Source organism: Ornithinimicrobium jinqii (assembly GCF_045032595.1).
In the GTDB taxonomy this organism is placed as follows: Bacteria; Actinomycetota; Actinomycetes; order Actinomycetales; family Dermatophilaceae; genus Ornithinicoccus.
This window is the reverse complement of sequence record NZ_JBJFZS010000021.1, coordinates 134587-149181: the sequence shown is the minus strand read 5'-3', so window position 1 is coordinate 149181 and position 14595 is coordinate 134587. Positions and strand designations below refer to the sequence as shown.

Annotated in this window: 15 protein-coding genes and 1 pseudogene; 6 read left to right on the top strand and 10 right to left on the bottom strand. The window is 72.4% G+C overall.

The annotated features are described in order from the left end of the window. Window positions 1–149 precede the first annotated feature (149 nt). Together ACI3ET_RS10510 and ACI3ET_RS10505 are read right to left on the bottom strand one after the other, a co-directional pair. Window positions 150–1253: a DNA glycosylase AlkZ-like family protein gene (locus tag ACI3ET_RS10510; RefSeq protein ID WP_405032990.1), complete on the bottom strand. Its 1104-nt coding sequence runs from the start codon at window positions 1251–1253 to the stop codon at window positions 150–152. Further along, the gene (locus ACI3ET_RS10505; RefSeq protein ID WP_405032989.1) at window positions 1250–2383 is read right to left on the bottom strand and encodes a phage tail sheath family protein; all 1134 of its coding nucleotides are present in this window, start codon (window positions 2381–2383) and stop codon (window positions 1250–1252) included. Before ACI3ET_RS10505 ends, ACI3ET_RS10510 begins: the two co-directional genes overlap by 4 nt. A 71-nt stretch (window positions 2384–2454) precedes the next feature. Here ACI3ET_RS10505 and ACI3ET_RS10500 point away from each other — a divergent pair, with 71 nt between their 5' ends. Next, window positions 2455–3813: a wax ester/triacylglycerol synthase domain-containing protein gene (locus ACI3ET_RS10500; protein WP_405032988.1), complete on the top strand. Its 1359-nt coding sequence runs from the start codon at window positions 2455–2457 to the stop codon at window positions 3811–3813. Here the strand turns inward: ACI3ET_RS10500 and ACI3ET_RS10495 are convergent. The 3 genes and pseudogenes from ACI3ET_RS10495 to ACI3ET_RS10485 all read right to left on the bottom strand — a co-directional run bounded on the left by ACI3ET_RS10495 (window position 3788) and on the right by ACI3ET_RS10485 (window position 5005). Continuing rightward, on the bottom strand, window positions 3788–4216 hold the full coding sequence (locus ACI3ET_RS10495; protein ID WP_405032987.1) for an iron chaperone: 429 nt from the start codon (window positions 4214–4216) through the stop codon (window positions 3788–3790). The genes ACI3ET_RS10500 and ACI3ET_RS10495 overlap by 26 nt on opposite strands. A gap of 22 nt (window positions 4217–4238) precedes the next feature. Further along, on the bottom strand, window positions 4239–4646 hold the full coding sequence (locus tag ACI3ET_RS10490) for a VOC family protein (protein WP_405032986.1): 408 nt from the start codon (window positions 4644–4646) through the stop codon (window positions 4239–4241). 10 nt (window positions 4647–4656) lie between these two features. Then, window positions 4657–5005: pseudogene (locus ACI3ET_RS10485) on the bottom strand (helix-turn-helix domain-containing protein). A 97-nt stretch (window positions 5006–5102) separates the two neighbouring features. Between ACI3ET_RS10485 and ACI3ET_RS10480 the strand changes: the two are divergent. Together ACI3ET_RS10480 and ACI3ET_RS10475 are read left to right on the top strand one after the other, a co-directional pair. Then, entirely contained in the window at window positions 5103–5615 is a 513-nt protein-coding gene (locus ACI3ET_RS10480) for a pyridoxamine 5'-phosphate oxidase family protein (RefSeq protein WP_405032985.1), read from the top strand. 40 nt (window positions 5616–5655) lie between these two features. Next, window positions 5656–6276 (top strand): YdeI/OmpD-associated family protein, encoded by a 621-nt coding sequence (locus ACI3ET_RS10475; protein ID WP_405032984.1) that lies wholly within the window; start codon window positions 5656–5658, stop codon window positions 6274–6276. 27 nt (window positions 6277–6303) lie between these two features. Here ACI3ET_RS10475 and ACI3ET_RS10470 read toward each other — a convergent pair whose 3' ends face one another. From ACI3ET_RS10470 to fbaA, 4 genes are all read right to left on the bottom strand, one after another. After that, entirely contained in the window at window positions 6304–7596 is a 1293-nt protein-coding gene (locus ACI3ET_RS10470) for an adenylosuccinate synthase (protein WP_405032983.1), read from the bottom strand. Window positions 7597–7637: 41 nt separating this feature from the next. After that, window positions 7638–8636, bottom strand: coding sequence for a hypothetical protein (locus tag ACI3ET_RS10465; RefSeq protein ID WP_405032982.1), 999 nt, complete (start codon window positions 8634–8636; stop codon window positions 7638–7640). Between the two features lie 190 nt (window positions 8637–8826). Further along, entirely contained in the window at window positions 8827–9234 is a 408-nt protein-coding gene (locus ACI3ET_RS10460) for a DUF3151 domain-containing protein (protein ID WP_405032981.1), read from the bottom strand. Next, window positions 9231–10259 (bottom strand): class II fructose-bisphosphate aldolase, encoded by a 1029-nt coding sequence (gene fbaA, locus ACI3ET_RS10455; RefSeq protein ID WP_405032980.1) that lies wholly within the window; start codon window positions 10257–10259, stop codon window positions 9231–9233. The genes ACI3ET_RS10460 and fbaA overlap by 4 nt, the downstream gene beginning before the upstream one ends. Window positions 10260–10360: 101 nt before the next feature. Between fbaA and ACI3ET_RS10450 the strand changes: the two genes are divergently transcribed. The 3 genes from ACI3ET_RS10450 to ACI3ET_RS10440 are packed head-to-tail and all read left to right on the top strand — an operon-like array spanning window position 10361 to window position 13763. Further along, window positions 10361–12004: a circularly permuted type 2 ATP-grasp protein gene (locus ACI3ET_RS10450; protein WP_405032979.1), complete on the top strand. Its 1644-nt coding sequence runs from the start codon at window positions 10361–10363 to the stop codon at window positions 12002–12004. Further along, complete coding sequence (locus ACI3ET_RS10445) at window positions 11998–12924, top strand: alpha-E domain-containing protein (RefSeq protein WP_405032978.1); 927 nt, start codon at window positions 11998–12000, stop codon at window positions 12922–12924. Before ACI3ET_RS10450 ends, ACI3ET_RS10445 begins: the two co-directional genes overlap by 7 nt. After that, complete coding sequence (locus ACI3ET_RS10440; RefSeq protein ID WP_405032977.1) at window positions 12924–13763, top strand: transglutaminase family protein; 840 nt, start codon at window positions 12924–12926, stop codon at window positions 13761–13763. The genes ACI3ET_RS10445 and ACI3ET_RS10440 overlap by 1 nt, the downstream gene beginning before the upstream one ends. A 17-nt stretch (window positions 13764–13780) precedes the next feature. Here the strand turns inward: ACI3ET_RS10440 and ACI3ET_RS10435 are convergent, their stop codons facing one another. Beyond that, window positions 13781–14587 carry a transglutaminase-like domain-containing protein gene (locus ACI3ET_RS10435; protein ID WP_405032975.1) on the bottom strand — a complete coding sequence of 269 codons (807 nt, stop codon included), beginning with the start codon at window positions 14585–14587 and terminating at the stop codon, window positions 13781–13783. Window positions 14588–14595: the final 8 nt, after the last annotated feature.

Below are 14595 nucleotides of genomic sequence, written 5' to 3'. Positions count from 1 at the left end.
GCGTCGGTGGTCAGCCTTCCGGGACCCACCACTGCTATCACGACGCGGCCACCCGGGCGGGCTCCTGGAAGCCACACCCGTGGCCACCGCGTGACAGCAGTGAGGGCGCCAGGGCCGGACCGTCCGCGCGTCCGGGCGCAGGCGAGGGTCTAGGCCGTCCGGACGTCAGGGCGCAGGTCCCGGCCGAGCATGGTGGACAGCCGCCCGACCTCGGCATCCAGTGCGTCGTCCGGAGGTGGTCCTGCCTCGGCGAACCAGGTCGTCTCGACACGATCGGGCTTCAGGGTCCAGGTCCCGGAGACCACTCCCGACGCGATCAGGACGTTGGCGCCGCGGCTGACCACCGCGCGCCGCCCCACCGGAACGACGTGCGGGTCGGCCGTGCCGGGGCCGAGCACCCACGGGTCGTGCCCGGGAAGGAGCCGGACGACCGGGGAGGCCGGCGTCGTCAGGAGGTCAGGGAGATCCGCCCGCAGGACGTGCAAGGGGTGGCCGTCGACGCCCACGGGCGCCAGCGCGTCCCCGAGCCCTGAGATCCAGGACGCGATCCGTCGGCGACCCGCGCCCAGCCCTTCGCCGAGCCAGTAGTGCACGTGCTCGGGCGTCGCCGGGCCGTAGGTGGAGAAGTAGGCGGTGACGGCACGGGGACCGGCGTCCTCCAGCTCGGGGATCCCGGCCCAGCGCGGGTTGAGATCGAGACGCTGGAAGGTGGCGTGCCCGTCCTTCGGGGGGCCGAAGCTCATGTCGCCCTGCCACATCAGGGGCTTGAGCAGGGTGTCCGCGGCCCCCGCGAACGCGGGACCCAGGTGCGCGAACCTGGGCCGGGCGGTGACGGAGGTCGCCAGCGTCTGCCGCGTCAGCGGTCCGTCCGCGAGCGCCTCCCTGACCACCTCCCGCAGGGCCGGCCAGTCGGAGGGCTCCAGCTCGTAGTAGCTCCTCCAGCTCGGCAGCTCCCACATGCGGCTCGCGGCTCGCAGGGCCAGGTAGACACCGGCGTCCTCGGGCACCATCAGGTGGGTGGCACCGCGGAAGGCGTAGACCTTGACGAGGTCTCCCGCGGCGAGCGCCCGAGCCACCGAGCCTGGCGCGACGAGCTGCGACCTCATGCCGACCGCAAGGTCCGCCCGCACCTCGTTCTGCGCGACCACCGCGCCGAGCCGACGCACCACGCCTGCCACAGGTTCCGTGCCGACGGGGTCCAGCAGCTGCTGCCGCATCCGCCACGCCAGAGCCTGCGGCCACCTCAGCGTCATGGGCGAAGCACCAGACGCAGCACGACGAACTCGGCCGGCCGCAGGGGCGCCACCCCCACGATGACGACCAGTCGACCTGCAGCGAGGTCGGCCCGGGTCATCGTGTCGCGGCCGCAGCGGACGTAGAAGGCCTCGGACGGTCGCCCGCCGATGAAGGCGCCACGCCGCCACAGGTCCCCCAGGAAGGCTTCGCACAGCGTCCGGAGCCGGGACCACGTGGCCTCCACGTTCGGCTCGAAGACCGCCCACCGGGTGCCCTGCAGCAGGCTCTCCTCGATGTGCAGCACGAGGCGGCGCACCGGGAGGTAGCGCCACCCGGGATCTGCGGCCGTGGTGCGCCCTCCCCACACCACGGGACTCCCACCACGGAAGTGGCGCAGGCAGTTGACGCCTCGCGGGGTCAGCAGCGACTGGTCGGCGTCCGTCAGGGTGACCGCCAGCCCGTCGACGCCCCTGAGGGTCGCTTCCGGACCGGCCGCCACCGTCCAGACACCTCGTGCCTCGTCCGTGCGGGCCAGGACGCCCGCGACGGCACCCACGACCGAGCCCGTCCGCGCGCGACCGTGCACGAGCGGGTCCGGCTGGACCAGCCGCGGCCAGTACAGCGCCGCGTTGGGCCCGGTGACCCCGAGGTCCACCCTCAGATCCGCCTTCGCAGCCGTCGCTGCCGACGTCCAGCGTGTCGGACCGTCGAGCAGGAGCACGACCCGGTGCTCCACGCACCACGCGTAGGCCTCGGCAGCGGCGGGGGGCGGCAGGTCGTCGCCCTCGGGGGGCGGGATCGCCAAGAACCCGACGACGGGGCCGCGCTCGAGGGCCAGCAGTCCCTCACCGGGGGTGCCGGTCAGCGCCCGGACGTCCGGCACGCCGATCCCGTCGACCCTGACCACCACAGCGCGGCTCCCACCGTTGGCGAAGAAGTCGCGAACCGCGCAGGGCAGGCCGCACCCGGCCACGGGTCCGCCGAACATCCCCTCGAACTCCGCCCACGAGACGACCTCGACCGGCTCGTCCAGCAGCCCCTTCCCTGCTGTGCCGACGAAGGCCACGGTGCTGGTGGGCTGCGCCGCGATCGACGGCGGCTGCGCGAGCTCGTGGACGTAGGTCCCCGGAGTGACGATCAGTGGCACGGCCTGCCTCCCTCCTGCTGCCGAACCTAGTGCAGGACGGGGACAATGGGGGGGTGCGAGGTGGCCGGTCGGTGCGTCCGTCGCTCCTCCCGTGGAGACGGGAAGGTGGCGAACGGCTGAGCGCCGCCGACGCCTCGAACGTCGAGATCGATGCCGGCGACCAGGTCAACGTCTTCTTGATGGCGGGGCTCCTGGGTCCGGGGGGCTGGGTGGCGACGGACGGCTGCCCGGACCTCGACCTCCTCCGACGAGTGGTCGGGGAGCGTCTGGCGCAGGTGACTTCCGGCGAGCTGCGTCGCTTCTCCCAGCGCGTGGGGACCTCGGGCAGGCACCTCGTCTGGGAGCCGTGCCGGCCCGACCTGGGGTGGCACGTGCGATCGGTCGAGCCGGTCGACGGCGGTGCTGGTCTTGCGGACCTCTGCTCCCTGCTCATGACCGTCCCCCTGTCTCTGGACCGACCCCTCTGGGAGCTGCTGGTGGTGCCCGGCGCCTCGCCCGAGGGACCGGGCCTGGTGCTACGGATCCACCACGCGGTGGCTGACGGCGTGGCCGGCGTTGCTCTCCTCCGGGCGTTCTTCGGCGACGGGGGCCCCGGTCCGTCCGAGCGCTCTACCCCGGCGGTCGCTGAGACCACCCCGCCGACGACCCGGCCCGGGCGCCTGTCCTCACTGCTCACCTCGCTGACGCGGGTGGTGGCCGTGTTCCGCGCCACCGTCCCCCCGACGGTGCTCCTCGGTCCGCTCGGAGCACACCGGGGCGTCGCCTTCGTCGAGGTGGACCTCGCTCCCCTCGCGAGGGCCGCGCGCACCGCCGGGGGGACGGTCAACGACGCGCTGCTCGCGGCAGTGACCGCAGCAGCGGAGGCCGCCCTGAGGGTGGACGGCCACCCGGTCCCCGCCGTCCTGCCCGCCAGCGTCCCGGTCGCGCTCCCGGACCGCCGGGGGTCGGGCAACGCGGTCGGGGTGATGCTGGTCGGTCTGCCGACCGGTGAGCCCGACGTCCGCCGACGTCTGGCCTCGGTCGCCGCGACCACGAGCGCGGCCAAGGCGGGCGCGCGGAGCCAGGGCACCCTCGAGCTCACGCGCACCCGGTGGGGCTCCCGGTTGTTCGCACGGCTGGCCAGACGCCAGCGCTTCATCGCCCTGTTCGTGACCAACGTGCGAGGGCCGCGCGAACCGCTGAGCCTCGGCGGCGCGCCCCTGCGCCGGGCCTGGCCGGTCGTCCCCCTCCAGGGCAACGTCCGGTTCGGGGTCAGCGCCCTGTCCTACGCCGGACGGCTGGCGTGCACGGTCCACGTCGACGCCGACGTGCTCCGCGCGGACGTCGCGGCACGCACCCTGCAGGACGAGCTCGGAGGGGTGGCGTCTCCATCTCCGCCGGGGCCAGACCATCGGGGCCAGACCGTCAGGCCGATCCGACCGCCTTCCTGACCAGCTCCCGGACCATCTGCGCGTCGGTGTCGCCGAGCGTGGTCAGCGCCCACGAGACCGGCCACATCGAGCCCTCGTCGAGGTGCGCGGCCTCGTCGAACCCGATGGTGGAGTAGCGTGCGTCGAACTTCGAGGCGGCCTGGAAGAAGACGACGATCTTGCCGTTCGCGTCGGCGTACGCGGGCATGCCGTACCAGGTCTTGGCCGTCAGGTCGGGCGCGACGTCCGTGACGATCTCGTGGACCTGCCTGGCCAGCTTCTGCTCGTCCTCGGGCATCTCGGCGATCTTCTCGAGGACCGCCTGCTCCAGCTTCTCCTTCTTCTGGCTCGCCCTCAGCTCAGCCGCGCGCTCCTTGATCGCCTTCTTCTCCGCGGCGGAGAGCGTCGTCGTGCTCTGTCCCATGGTTGTTCGTCCTCCCGTGTGTTCAGGCCTGCTGGATGCGCACCGAGTTGCCGGCGGGGTCGCGCACCGCGAAGTCCCGGGCACCCCAGTCCTGGTCCATCGGCTCCTGCATGATGTCGGCGCCGCTCGCCTGCACGCGCTCGAACGCCACGTCGAGGTCTGCCGCGGCGAGGTTGATGCCGGCGTAGGTGCCCTTCGCCATCATCTCGGCGATGACGGCGCGCTCGTCGTCGGTGATGCCCGGGTCGACCGCCGGGGGGTGCAGCACGATCGAGGTGCCGGGCTGGCCGGGCGGACCCACCGTGATCCAGCGCATGGTCCCGGACCCGACGTCGCCCCGGACCTCGAACCCGAGCGCGTCGCGGTAGAAGGTCAACGACGCCTCGGGATCGTCGGCCGGCAGGAAGCTCGAGGAGATGGTGATGTCCATGACGCCCACGCTAGGGCGCGGTGGGCAGCGGCGCTTCTCGATTCCTGATCGGTCGGGTGACGGTCCGCGTCACGCACGGGGTATGCCGAGCGCCTCCGCCTCGCGCCGGTACACGCGCGGCGGCACGCCGACCAGCTCGGTGAACCGGGTGCTGAACGTGCCGAGGGAGGAGAAGCCGGCCCTGAAGCAGACCTCGGTGACGTTCAGCTCCCCGTGGCGCAGCAGCATCATGGCGCGCTCGATGCGCAGCGCGCGAGCGCCGGGACGTCGAGCGGCTGGGCGTAGTCGCGGTCGATCCGGTCCCTCACCCGCCGCAGCAGCGTCAGCTCGCGCAGCTGCGCGGACCTGGCACTCTCCATACCTCATCGTCCCGCGCTCTCGGCGTCCTTGCCAGCACCCCCGCCGCGGAGTTCTCGTCCCCTTCCCCCGTCACGGGCCCCGGGCTACCGTCGGTCCATGGACGCCGTACCCGCCCCCGACCGGCCCACCTTCCCGGAGGGCTACGGCCTGCCGGCCTCGACCGACGGACTCCTGGAGTGGGCGCAGGTCGAGCCGCGACTGCGGGAGTCGTTGCACTTCTGGATCTGCAGCGTCCGGCCCGATGGTCGACCGCACTCCGTGCCGCGCTGGGGAGTGTGGCTCGAGGGCCGGTTCTTCTACGACGGCGCGCCGACGACCCGGCACACCCGCAACGTGGAGCGCAACCCCGCCGTCACGCTCACCCTCGAGAGCGGCACCGAGGTCGTCATCGTCGAGGGTGAGTCGCAGGCGACCCGGGCCGACCCCGACCGCCTCGGGACCCGGCTGGCAGAGGCGTTCGGCAAGTACGCCGACTCCGGATACTTGCCTGGGCCGGACTCCTGGTCGGGAGAGGACGGAGGCGGGCTCCGCGTGGTCACCCCGCAGCTCGTGCTGGCGTGGTTCGCCTTCCCGACGGACTGCACCCGGTTCACCTTCGGGCGGCCCTGACGTGGGCTGGGCCGAGGGAGGCAGCGCCGATCGTCCTGCGGTGTTCTTCGACGGGCCCGACGACTTCCGGGCCTGGCTGGAGGAGCACCACGCGTCCGAGACCGAGCTGTGGATGGGTCTTCGCAGGAAGCACGTCGTGGACCGCGGACTCACCTGGGAGGAGGCGGTGCCCGTCGCCCTGCGCTTCGGCTGGATCGACTCGGTGAGCCAGCGCATCGACGAGGACTCCCGCCGTCAGCGCTGGACTCCCCGCAGGCGGGGCAGCACCTGGAGCGCCGTCAACGTCGCGCACGTCGAGCGCCTGCTCGCCGCAGGCCTGATGCACCCCGCGGGCATCGCGGCCTTCGAGGCCCGGACCCCGGAGAGGACCGCGGTCTACAGCTACGAGGGCCAGGAGCCCACCCTCCCGCCGGAGGCGCTCTCCCGTCTCGAGCAGAACGCCGCCGCCCTCGCCTTCTGGCAGGCGGCGCCGCCCGCCTACCGCCGTCAGGCCGCGGGCTGGGTGACGTCGGCCAAGCGGGACGCGACGCGCGCATCCCGACTGGCGCAGCTGGTCGACGACTGCGCCGCCGGCCGGCTCATCCCCCCGCAGCGCTACGGGACGACGCCTCGCTGGGCCACCCGCGCGGCAGCCGCCGGAGCACGTCGAGGTGCGGGCTGACCGGGGCGTCCACCTCCGGCACCGCGGTCAGTCCCGGCCGAGCATGTCGTGCAGGATGATCGACTGGTCGCGCTCCGGGCCGACCCCGATGACCGAGACGCGGGTGCCCATGAGCTCCTCGAGCCGGCGGACGTAGGCCTGGGCGTTGGCGGGCAGCTCCTCGAAGCTCCGGCAGCCGGTGATGTCCTCGGTCCAGCCCGGCAGCTCCTCGTACACCGGCCGGGCGTGGTGAAAGTCCGACTGGTTGACCGGCATCTCGTCGAACCGGGTCCCCTGCACGTCGTAGGCCACGCACACCGGGACGGCGTCCAGGCCGGTCAGCACGTCGAGCTTGGTGATCACCATGTCGGTGATCCCGTTGACCCGCTGGGCGTAGCGGCCGATGACCACGTCGGCCCAGCCGCAGCGGCGGGGACGGCCGGTGGTGGTGCCGTACTCGTGGCCGGCGTCGCGCAGGAACTGGCCGTGCTCGTCGAGGAGCTCGGTCGGGAAGGGGCCCTCGCCGACCCGGGTCGTGTAGGCCTTGAAGATGCCGATGACCCGGTCGACACGCGTGGGCGCGACCCCGGAGCCGGTGCAGGCACCGCCCGAGGTGGCGTTGGAGGAGGTCACGAAGGGATAGGTGCCGTGATCGACGTCCAGGAGCGTGGCCTGGCCGGCCTCGAAGAGAACCGTCTCTCCGCGGTCGAGCGCCTCGTTGAGCTCCAGCGCCGTGTCGGTGACCATCGGGCGGATCCGCTCGGCATGCCGGAGGAGCTCCTCCATCACCTCGTCGACCTCGACGGCCCGACGGTTGTAGATCTTGACCAGCAGCTGGTTCTTGGTGGCCAGCGAGGCCTCCACCTTCTGCCGCAGGATCGACTCGTCGTAGAGGTCCTGCACGCGGATCCCGACGCGGTTCATCTTGTCGGCGTAGGTGGGCCCGATGCCGCGGCCGGTCGTGCCGATCTTCCGGCTGCCCAGGAAGCGCTCGGTCACGCGGTCGAGGACCCGGTTGTAGGGGGGTATGACGTGCGCGTTGGCGCTGACGAGGAGCTTGCTCACGTCCACGCCGCGCGCGACGAGCGCGTCGATCTCCTCGATGAGCACGCCCAGGTCGACGACGACGCCGTTGGCGATGACGGGGGTGCACCCCGGGGAGAGGATGCCGCTGGGCAGGAGGTGGAGGGCGTACTTCTCGGACCCGATGACGACCGTGTGGCCGGCGTTGTTGCCTCCGTTGAACTTCACCACGTAGTCGACGCCGCTCCCGAGCAGGTCGGTGGCCTTGCCCTTGCCCTCGTCACCCCACTGGGCTCCGACCAGGACGATCGCTGGCATGCCAAGGGCCTTTCCTTGCAGGTGTGGGACGAGCGCCCACTCTATCGTCGGTCCGCACGCAGGAGGCCACGCCTGCTGACCGCGAGCCCGAGCTGGAAGCGGGTGTCGGCACCGTGCTCGTCCATGAGGACCGAGATCCGCCGGCGCACGGTGCGCAGGCTCAACCCCAGCTGCCGGGCGATCGCCTCGTCCTTGAACCCCAGTGCGAGCAGCTCCAGCAGCTTGACGGTCTGGGCGGGTGCGGAGGGGCCCTGGGCGAGCACGGGCTCGGCGCGCCTCCACAGCTCCTCGAAGAGGGTGACGAAGGCCCTGATCACCGACGCCGGTCGCATGAGCAGGTAGCCCGGTTCGCGGTCGTCGTCGTGCTCGAGCAGGACCCCGGAGCTGCCGAACACCCCGAACTCGACCCGCAGCTCTCCGTCGGGCAGATACCGCTGCTGCTCTCCCGCCGCTGCCCGGTGCTGGGCGAACTGCAACCACAGCGGGTCCGGCAGCACCGACGAGGGGAAGATGGTGAGGACGGCACGCCCGGAGGCGGTCACCTCCTCGAACTGGCGGCGCACCCCCTCCTCGTGCCCCGGACCGGTCTCGATCCGTCGGCTCACCTGCAGCAGCGGCCCGTCCGAGGTCCGCAGGAGGTGGTCGACCGCTGCGCTGGCCTCGCTGGGGGCGACAGCCTCCCACGGCGGCAGCCGCGGCCCGGACAGCTGCAGCCCCTGGCGGAAGTCGAGCTCGAAGCTCTCCAGGGACCCCCGCAGCGCGAGCAGCTGACGCCGGCGCTCGTCGAGCTCGGCCTCCTGGCCGTCCAGCAGCCGACCGACACTGGCCCGCGGGTCGTCGACGCGCACCGTTCCGTCCGGACCACGCCGGGCCAGGCGGAGCCGCTCGAGGTCAGCCAGCGCGAGCTCGGTCTCGACAACCGACCAGCCCAGCTCGCCGGCGTGCTCGGTCAGCCCGGCGGGAGCCGCCCGGAGGGCGTGCCGGTAGAGGCGCTCGGCGTCCGGCGGGAGAACGGGTCCACCACCCGGCGGAGAAATCACTCATGGCACGTTAGGGCCAGTGGCAGTCTTAGGACAAGTGCTGGACCAGTCCTCTGGTTTCATGAGGTGGTCGGCGGAGGACGTCAGGGGACGCGCCCCGTCCGACCCGCGGGGCACGGTTGACGCCGGGGCGGTCACGACGCCCCGGCGTCAACCGTTGCACGACCATCCTGCGCCGGTTCGCGCCCGGTCACAACCCCAGCTCGCGCGCAGCCTCCGCAGAGGAGGCCCGCAGGAACTCGGTGCACCGCACCTGCTCCTCGGTCTCCCCGATCCGGCCCGCCGCCTTGGCCAGGGCCGCGAGGGCGCGCAGGAACCCACGGTTCGGCTCGTGCGCCCACGGCACCGGGCCCTGCCCTCGCCAGCCGGAGCGTCGCAGCACGTCCAGCCCGCGGTGGTAGCCGGTCCGCGCGTAGGCGTAGGCCGCGACGTCGTCGCCGGCCTCCAGAGCCGTCTCGGCCAGGACCGCCCAGACCAGGCTCGAGGCGGGGTATACCGCCGCGACCGTCCGCGGGTCCTGCTCGGCGAGCTGCGCGGCGGCGGGGTCCCCGGGCAGCTCCGTGGGCGGGATCCCGAGCAGGTCAGGACCCGAGGTCACGCGTGCGTCCCGGCCGAGCGCAGGTTCTCGCAGGCCCGGACGACGCGCGCGCTCAGGCCGGCCTCGCCCACCTTGCCCCACGCGCGGGGGTCGTAGAGCTTCTTGTTGCCGACCTCGCCGTCGATCTTGAGCACGCCGTCGTAGTTGGCGAGCATGTACCCCGCGATCGGGCGGGTGAAGGCGTACTGCGTGTCGGTGTCGACGTTCATCTTCACGACGCCGTAGTCCACCGCGTCGGAGATCTCCTGCTCGGTGGAACCGGAGCCGCCGTGGAAGACGAGGTTGAAGGGGCGGCTGCCCGAGCCCAGCCCCAGCTCGGTGGCCGCCGCCTCCTGCGCGGTCCGCAGGATCTCGGGCCGCAGCTTGACGCCGCCGGGCTTGTAGACGCCGTGCACGTTGCCGAAGGTCAGGGCCGCGAGGTAGCGGCCCTGCTCGCCGGCGCCCAGCGCCCTGACGGTGGCGACGGCGTCCTCGGGCGTGGTGTAGAGCTGGTCGTTGATCTCGTTGGCGACGCCGTCCTCCTCGCCGCCGACGACGCCGATCTCGACCTCGAGGATCGTGTGCGCCTGGGCGGAGAGGGCGAGGAGCTCCTCGGCGATCTGCAGGTTCTCCTGCAGCGGCACCGCGGAGCCGTCCCACATGTGGGACTGGAAGTAGGGCAGCCCGCCCTGCCTCACCCGCTCGATCGAGGCGGCCAGCAGCGGACGCACGAAGCCGTCCAGCTTGTCCTTGGGGCAGTGGTCGGTGTGCAGCGCGATGTTGACGTCGTACTTCTTGGCGACCTCGTGGGCGAAGGCGCTGAAGGCCAGCGAGCCGGTGACCATCTCCTTGACCCCCTGGCCGGAGAAGTACTCCGCCCCACCGGTGGAGACCTGGATGATGCCGTCGCTGCCGGCGTCGGCGAAGCCCTTGAGGGCGGCGTTGAGCGTCTGGCTCGAGCTGACGTTGATGGCCGGGTAGGCGAAGCTGCCTGCCTTGGCCCGGTCGATCATCTCGGCGTAGACCTCGGGGGTGGCGATGGGCATGACGTCCTCCTAGCAGGAAACCAGGTCGGCGGGACCGGTGGCTCCCACTCTTCCACAGGCGGGTCGGCCGACGCTGTGGGCCCACCCCCTAGGGTGTGCGCATGGCTGGCGCGTTCACGGACTACCCCACGTCGCCCGCGATCTTCGACGAGACGGTCGGGACCGACGGGCAGGTGCGGGCCGCCTACGAGCAGGTGGCCCAGCAGTTCGACGAGCTGGGGCTGGACGACGTGCGGAACCGTGGCGAGTACGTCAGCAAGAGCTACCACGACCAGGGCGTCACCTTCGACTACGCCGGGGAGGAGCGGCCCTTCCCCCTGGACATCGTGCCGCGCGTGATCGACGCCGGCACCTGGTCGCACGTCGAGGCCGGGGTCGCCCAGCGGGTGCGCGCGCTGGAGGAGTTCCTCGCCGACGTCTACGGCGCCATGCAGATCGTCACCGACCGGGTCCTCCCCCGCCACGTCGTGACCACCAGCGCGCACTACCACCGCGTCGCCTTCGGCATCCAGCCCGTCAACGGCGTGCGGGTGCACGTCTCGGGCATCGACCTCATCCGCGACGAGGAGGGCACCTTCCGGGTGCTCGAGGACAACGTCCGCATCCCCAGCGGTGTCTCCTACGTGCTGACCAACCGCCGTGCGATGACCGCCACCCTGCCCGAGGTCGTCGGGACGCACCGGATCCGCCCCGTCGCGGCATACCCGGCACGGTTGCTGCGCGCCCTCCGCGCCGCGGCGCCCAGCGGGGTCCAGGACCCCGAGGTCGTGGTGCTCACGCCCGGGCCCTACAACTCCGCGTACTTCGAGCACAGCCTCCTCGCGCGGCTCATGGGCTGCCGGCTGGTCGAGGGGCGCGACCTCGTCACCCAGGGTGGGCGGGTGATGATGCGCGACACCCACGGCCTGCAGCCGGTGCACGTGATCTACCGGCGCGTGGACGACGACTTCCTCGACCCCGTCGCCTTCCGCAACGACTCGGTGCTCGGCTGCCCGGGCGTCCTCAACGCCGCCCGCGCCGGCAACGTGACGATCGCCAACGCGGTCGGCAACGGCGTGGCCGACGACAAGCTGATGTACAGCTACGTCCCCGACCTCATCCGCTACTACCTCGACGAGGAGCCGCTCCTGCCCAACGTCGACACCTGGCGGCTGGAGGACCCGGCGCACCGCGAGGAGGTCCTCGACCGGCTGGACGAGCTCGTGCTCAAGCCCGTCGACGGTTCCGGTGGCAAGGGCATCGTCATCGGGCCGCGGGCGTCCCGGCAGGAGCTCGCCGAGCTGCGCCGGCGGGTGCTGGCGGGACCGCGCGGCTGGGTGGCGCAGCCGGTCGTGCAGCTGTCGACGGTGCCGACGATGGTCGAGGACGGTATGCGGCCCCGCCACGTGGACCTGCGCCCGTTCGCCATCAACGACGGCGAGAAGGTGTGGGTCCTGCCCGGCGGCCTGACGCGCGTGGCGCTGGCGGAGGGGGAGCTGATCGTCAACTCCAGCCGGGGCGGCGGCTCGAAGGACACCTGGGTGCTCTCCGGCGACGGCCGCCGCACACGGGTGCTGCCACGCAGCCAGGTCAGCGTGCAGGTGAGCACCGCGCCCCAGGTCGCGCTCAAGCGCTCGGAGGCCGAGCCCGCCGAGCAGGAGCAGCAGCAGCAGCAGGTCAAGGAGCACCCCCAGGAGCAGGTCAGGGAACACCCGCAGGAGCAGGACCAGGACCAGGACCAGGACCGAGGAGGTATGCCGTGCTGAGCCGGATCGCTGAGTCGCTCTTCTGGATCGGGCGCTACCTGGAGCGGGCCGAGGGCACCTCGCGCCTGCTCGACGTCCACCTCACCCTGCTGCTGGAGGACCCCGTCCTCGACGAGGAGGCCACCAGCCTGGTGCTGCTGCGGGTGATGGGCATCGACCACGAGGCCAGCCCCGACCACCAGACGGTGCTGCGGCTGCTCGGCTGGGACGAGAGCTCGATGACCTCGATGGTCGCCGCCTTCCAGGGCGCCCGGGAGAGTGCGCGGCGCTCGCGCGAGACCGTCTCCCAGGAGATGTGGGAGGCCATCAACACGACCTGGAACATGATGCGCGGCAATCGGTTGCAGCACCTGCCCGCGCACCGCTCGTGCCAGCTCGTCCGCGAGCGCTGCCAGGTCGTGGCCGGGATCGCCGACTCGACGATGAGTCACGACGAGGGCTGGCACTACCTGATGCTGGGCCGCTCGCTGGAGCGCGTCGACATGACCTCGCGGATCATCGAGTCGGCGGCCTACAACGCCGACTCTCCGTCCGCCTGGTCCCAGACGCTGCGCGCCTGCGGTGCTCACCACGCCTTCGTGCGCACCTACCGCGGGCTGGCCACCGACCAGCAGGCCGCCGAGTTCCTGCTCCTCAACCGGCTCTTCCCACGCTCGGTGCTCTCCTCGCTGGAGCAGGCCGAGGAGGCGCTCACCGCCCTGGAGACGGCCTCCGGCCGGGTGCCCCGCACCGGCGAGGCGCACCGGATGCTCGGTCGGGCCCGGGCCCAGCTGGAGTACGGCGCCCTGGAGGACCTGATGCAGAACCTGCCGGAGCGGATGAGCCAGCTGCAGGCCACCTGCAGCACGGTCAACGACGCCGTGTCCGCCCACTACTTCGACGGGTCCGGGCAGTCCGTCTGGCGGGCGGGGGTGCGCTGATGCTGCTGCGCGTCGTGCACCGCACCGGCTACGAGTACGCCGGGACCGCGAGCCACTCCTTCAACGAGGCCCGGATGACCCCGCGGCACACCCTGCACCAGCACGTGCTGCACACCAAGGTCGACATCGTGCCGGCCGCGTGGACCAACACCTACACCGACTACTGGGGCACCACCGTGACCCAGTTCGAGGTGCACGAGCCGCACCCGCGCCTGATGGTGACCGCGTCCTCGACCGTGGACGTGCAGCGCCCGGTCGTCACCGGCCAGGGGCTGGGCTGGGACGTGCTGCGCTCGGCGGAGATCTTCGACGACCTGAGCGAGTACCTGCTGCAGTCACCGTCGGTGGAGCCGCCCGAGGACCTGCGCGAGCGGGTGGCGGAGGTCGCCGGCCGCAGCGCCACCCCGAGCGAGTGCGCCCGGGCCGTGGTGGACCTCGTCCACGAGGAGATGAACTACGTCTCCGGGGCCACCGGGGTGCACACGCGAGCCTCCGAGGCCTGGGCCACCCGCTCCGGCGTCTGCCAGGACATGTCCAACCTCACGATCGGCTGCCTGCGCTCGGTGGGCATCCCCTCCTGCTACGTCAGCGGCTACCTGCTGCCCGCCCGCGAGCCGGAGGTCGGCACGACCTACACCGGCGAGTCCCACGCCTGGATCCGCTGGTGGGACGGCGAGTGGGTCGGGATGGACCCGACCAACGCGATCCAGCCCGGCTCCCGGCACATCGAGGTGGGCCGGGGCCGCGAGTACGGTGACGTGCCGCCGCTGCGCGGGATCTACACCGGCACCAGGAGCAGCGCGATGTTCGTGGAGGTCGAGCTCACGCCCCTGCGCTGAGGCGCCGACCGGTGGGGTCAGCCGATCACCACGGCCCGCTCGTGGTCGTCGACCGGCAGCTCCTGGCCCTCGACCGTGGCGGTGACCGTGATCGAGCCGAACGACAGACCACCGGTGTGCGTGGTCAGGAACGAGGTCTCGCTGGCGTCGGCCCCCGTCGAGATCCGCACGAGCGAGGGGCGGGGCGCCAGCCGGGTGGCGTCGACGACGACCCAGCGGTCGTCGACGGCGGCCTCCACCACGGCGTGGAAGTCCATCGGCGTCAACCCGGGGGCGTAGCAGCCGACGAGCCGTGCGGGGACGCCGCGGGCGCGCAGCAGGGCCATCGTGAGGTGGGCGTAGTCGCGGCACACGCCGCGCCGCGCGAGGTAGGTGTCGCTGGCGCCGTCGGTGACCCTCGAGGAGCCCACGACGTAGCGCAGGTGGCCGTGCACCCACGACGCCACGCGCAGGACGTCCTCCTCGCCGACCACGTCGCCGACCTCGGCCCGGGCCACCGACTCGAGCCGGTCCAGGTCGACGTACCTGCTGGGGCGGACGTAGTGGATCCGGTCGAGGTCGCTCACCGAGGAACTGGTCCCCCCGTCCGCGACGAGCGCGTCGTAGGCGACCTGCAGCTCGCCGACCGGCACGTCGCGCAGGACGTGCCAGCGGGTGCCGGAGGCCTCGTCCAGGACCTCGTGCGGCTCGAAGGGCGAGCCGTCGACGGTGACCGTGAGGGTCTCGGAGGTGCGCGTCACCGGGTCCGCGACGGCGACCCCCAGGGTGGCCTCGACGGGCGAGGTGACGGTGGCGGTCAGGACGGACGTGAGACGACGACGCATGGGCCCCA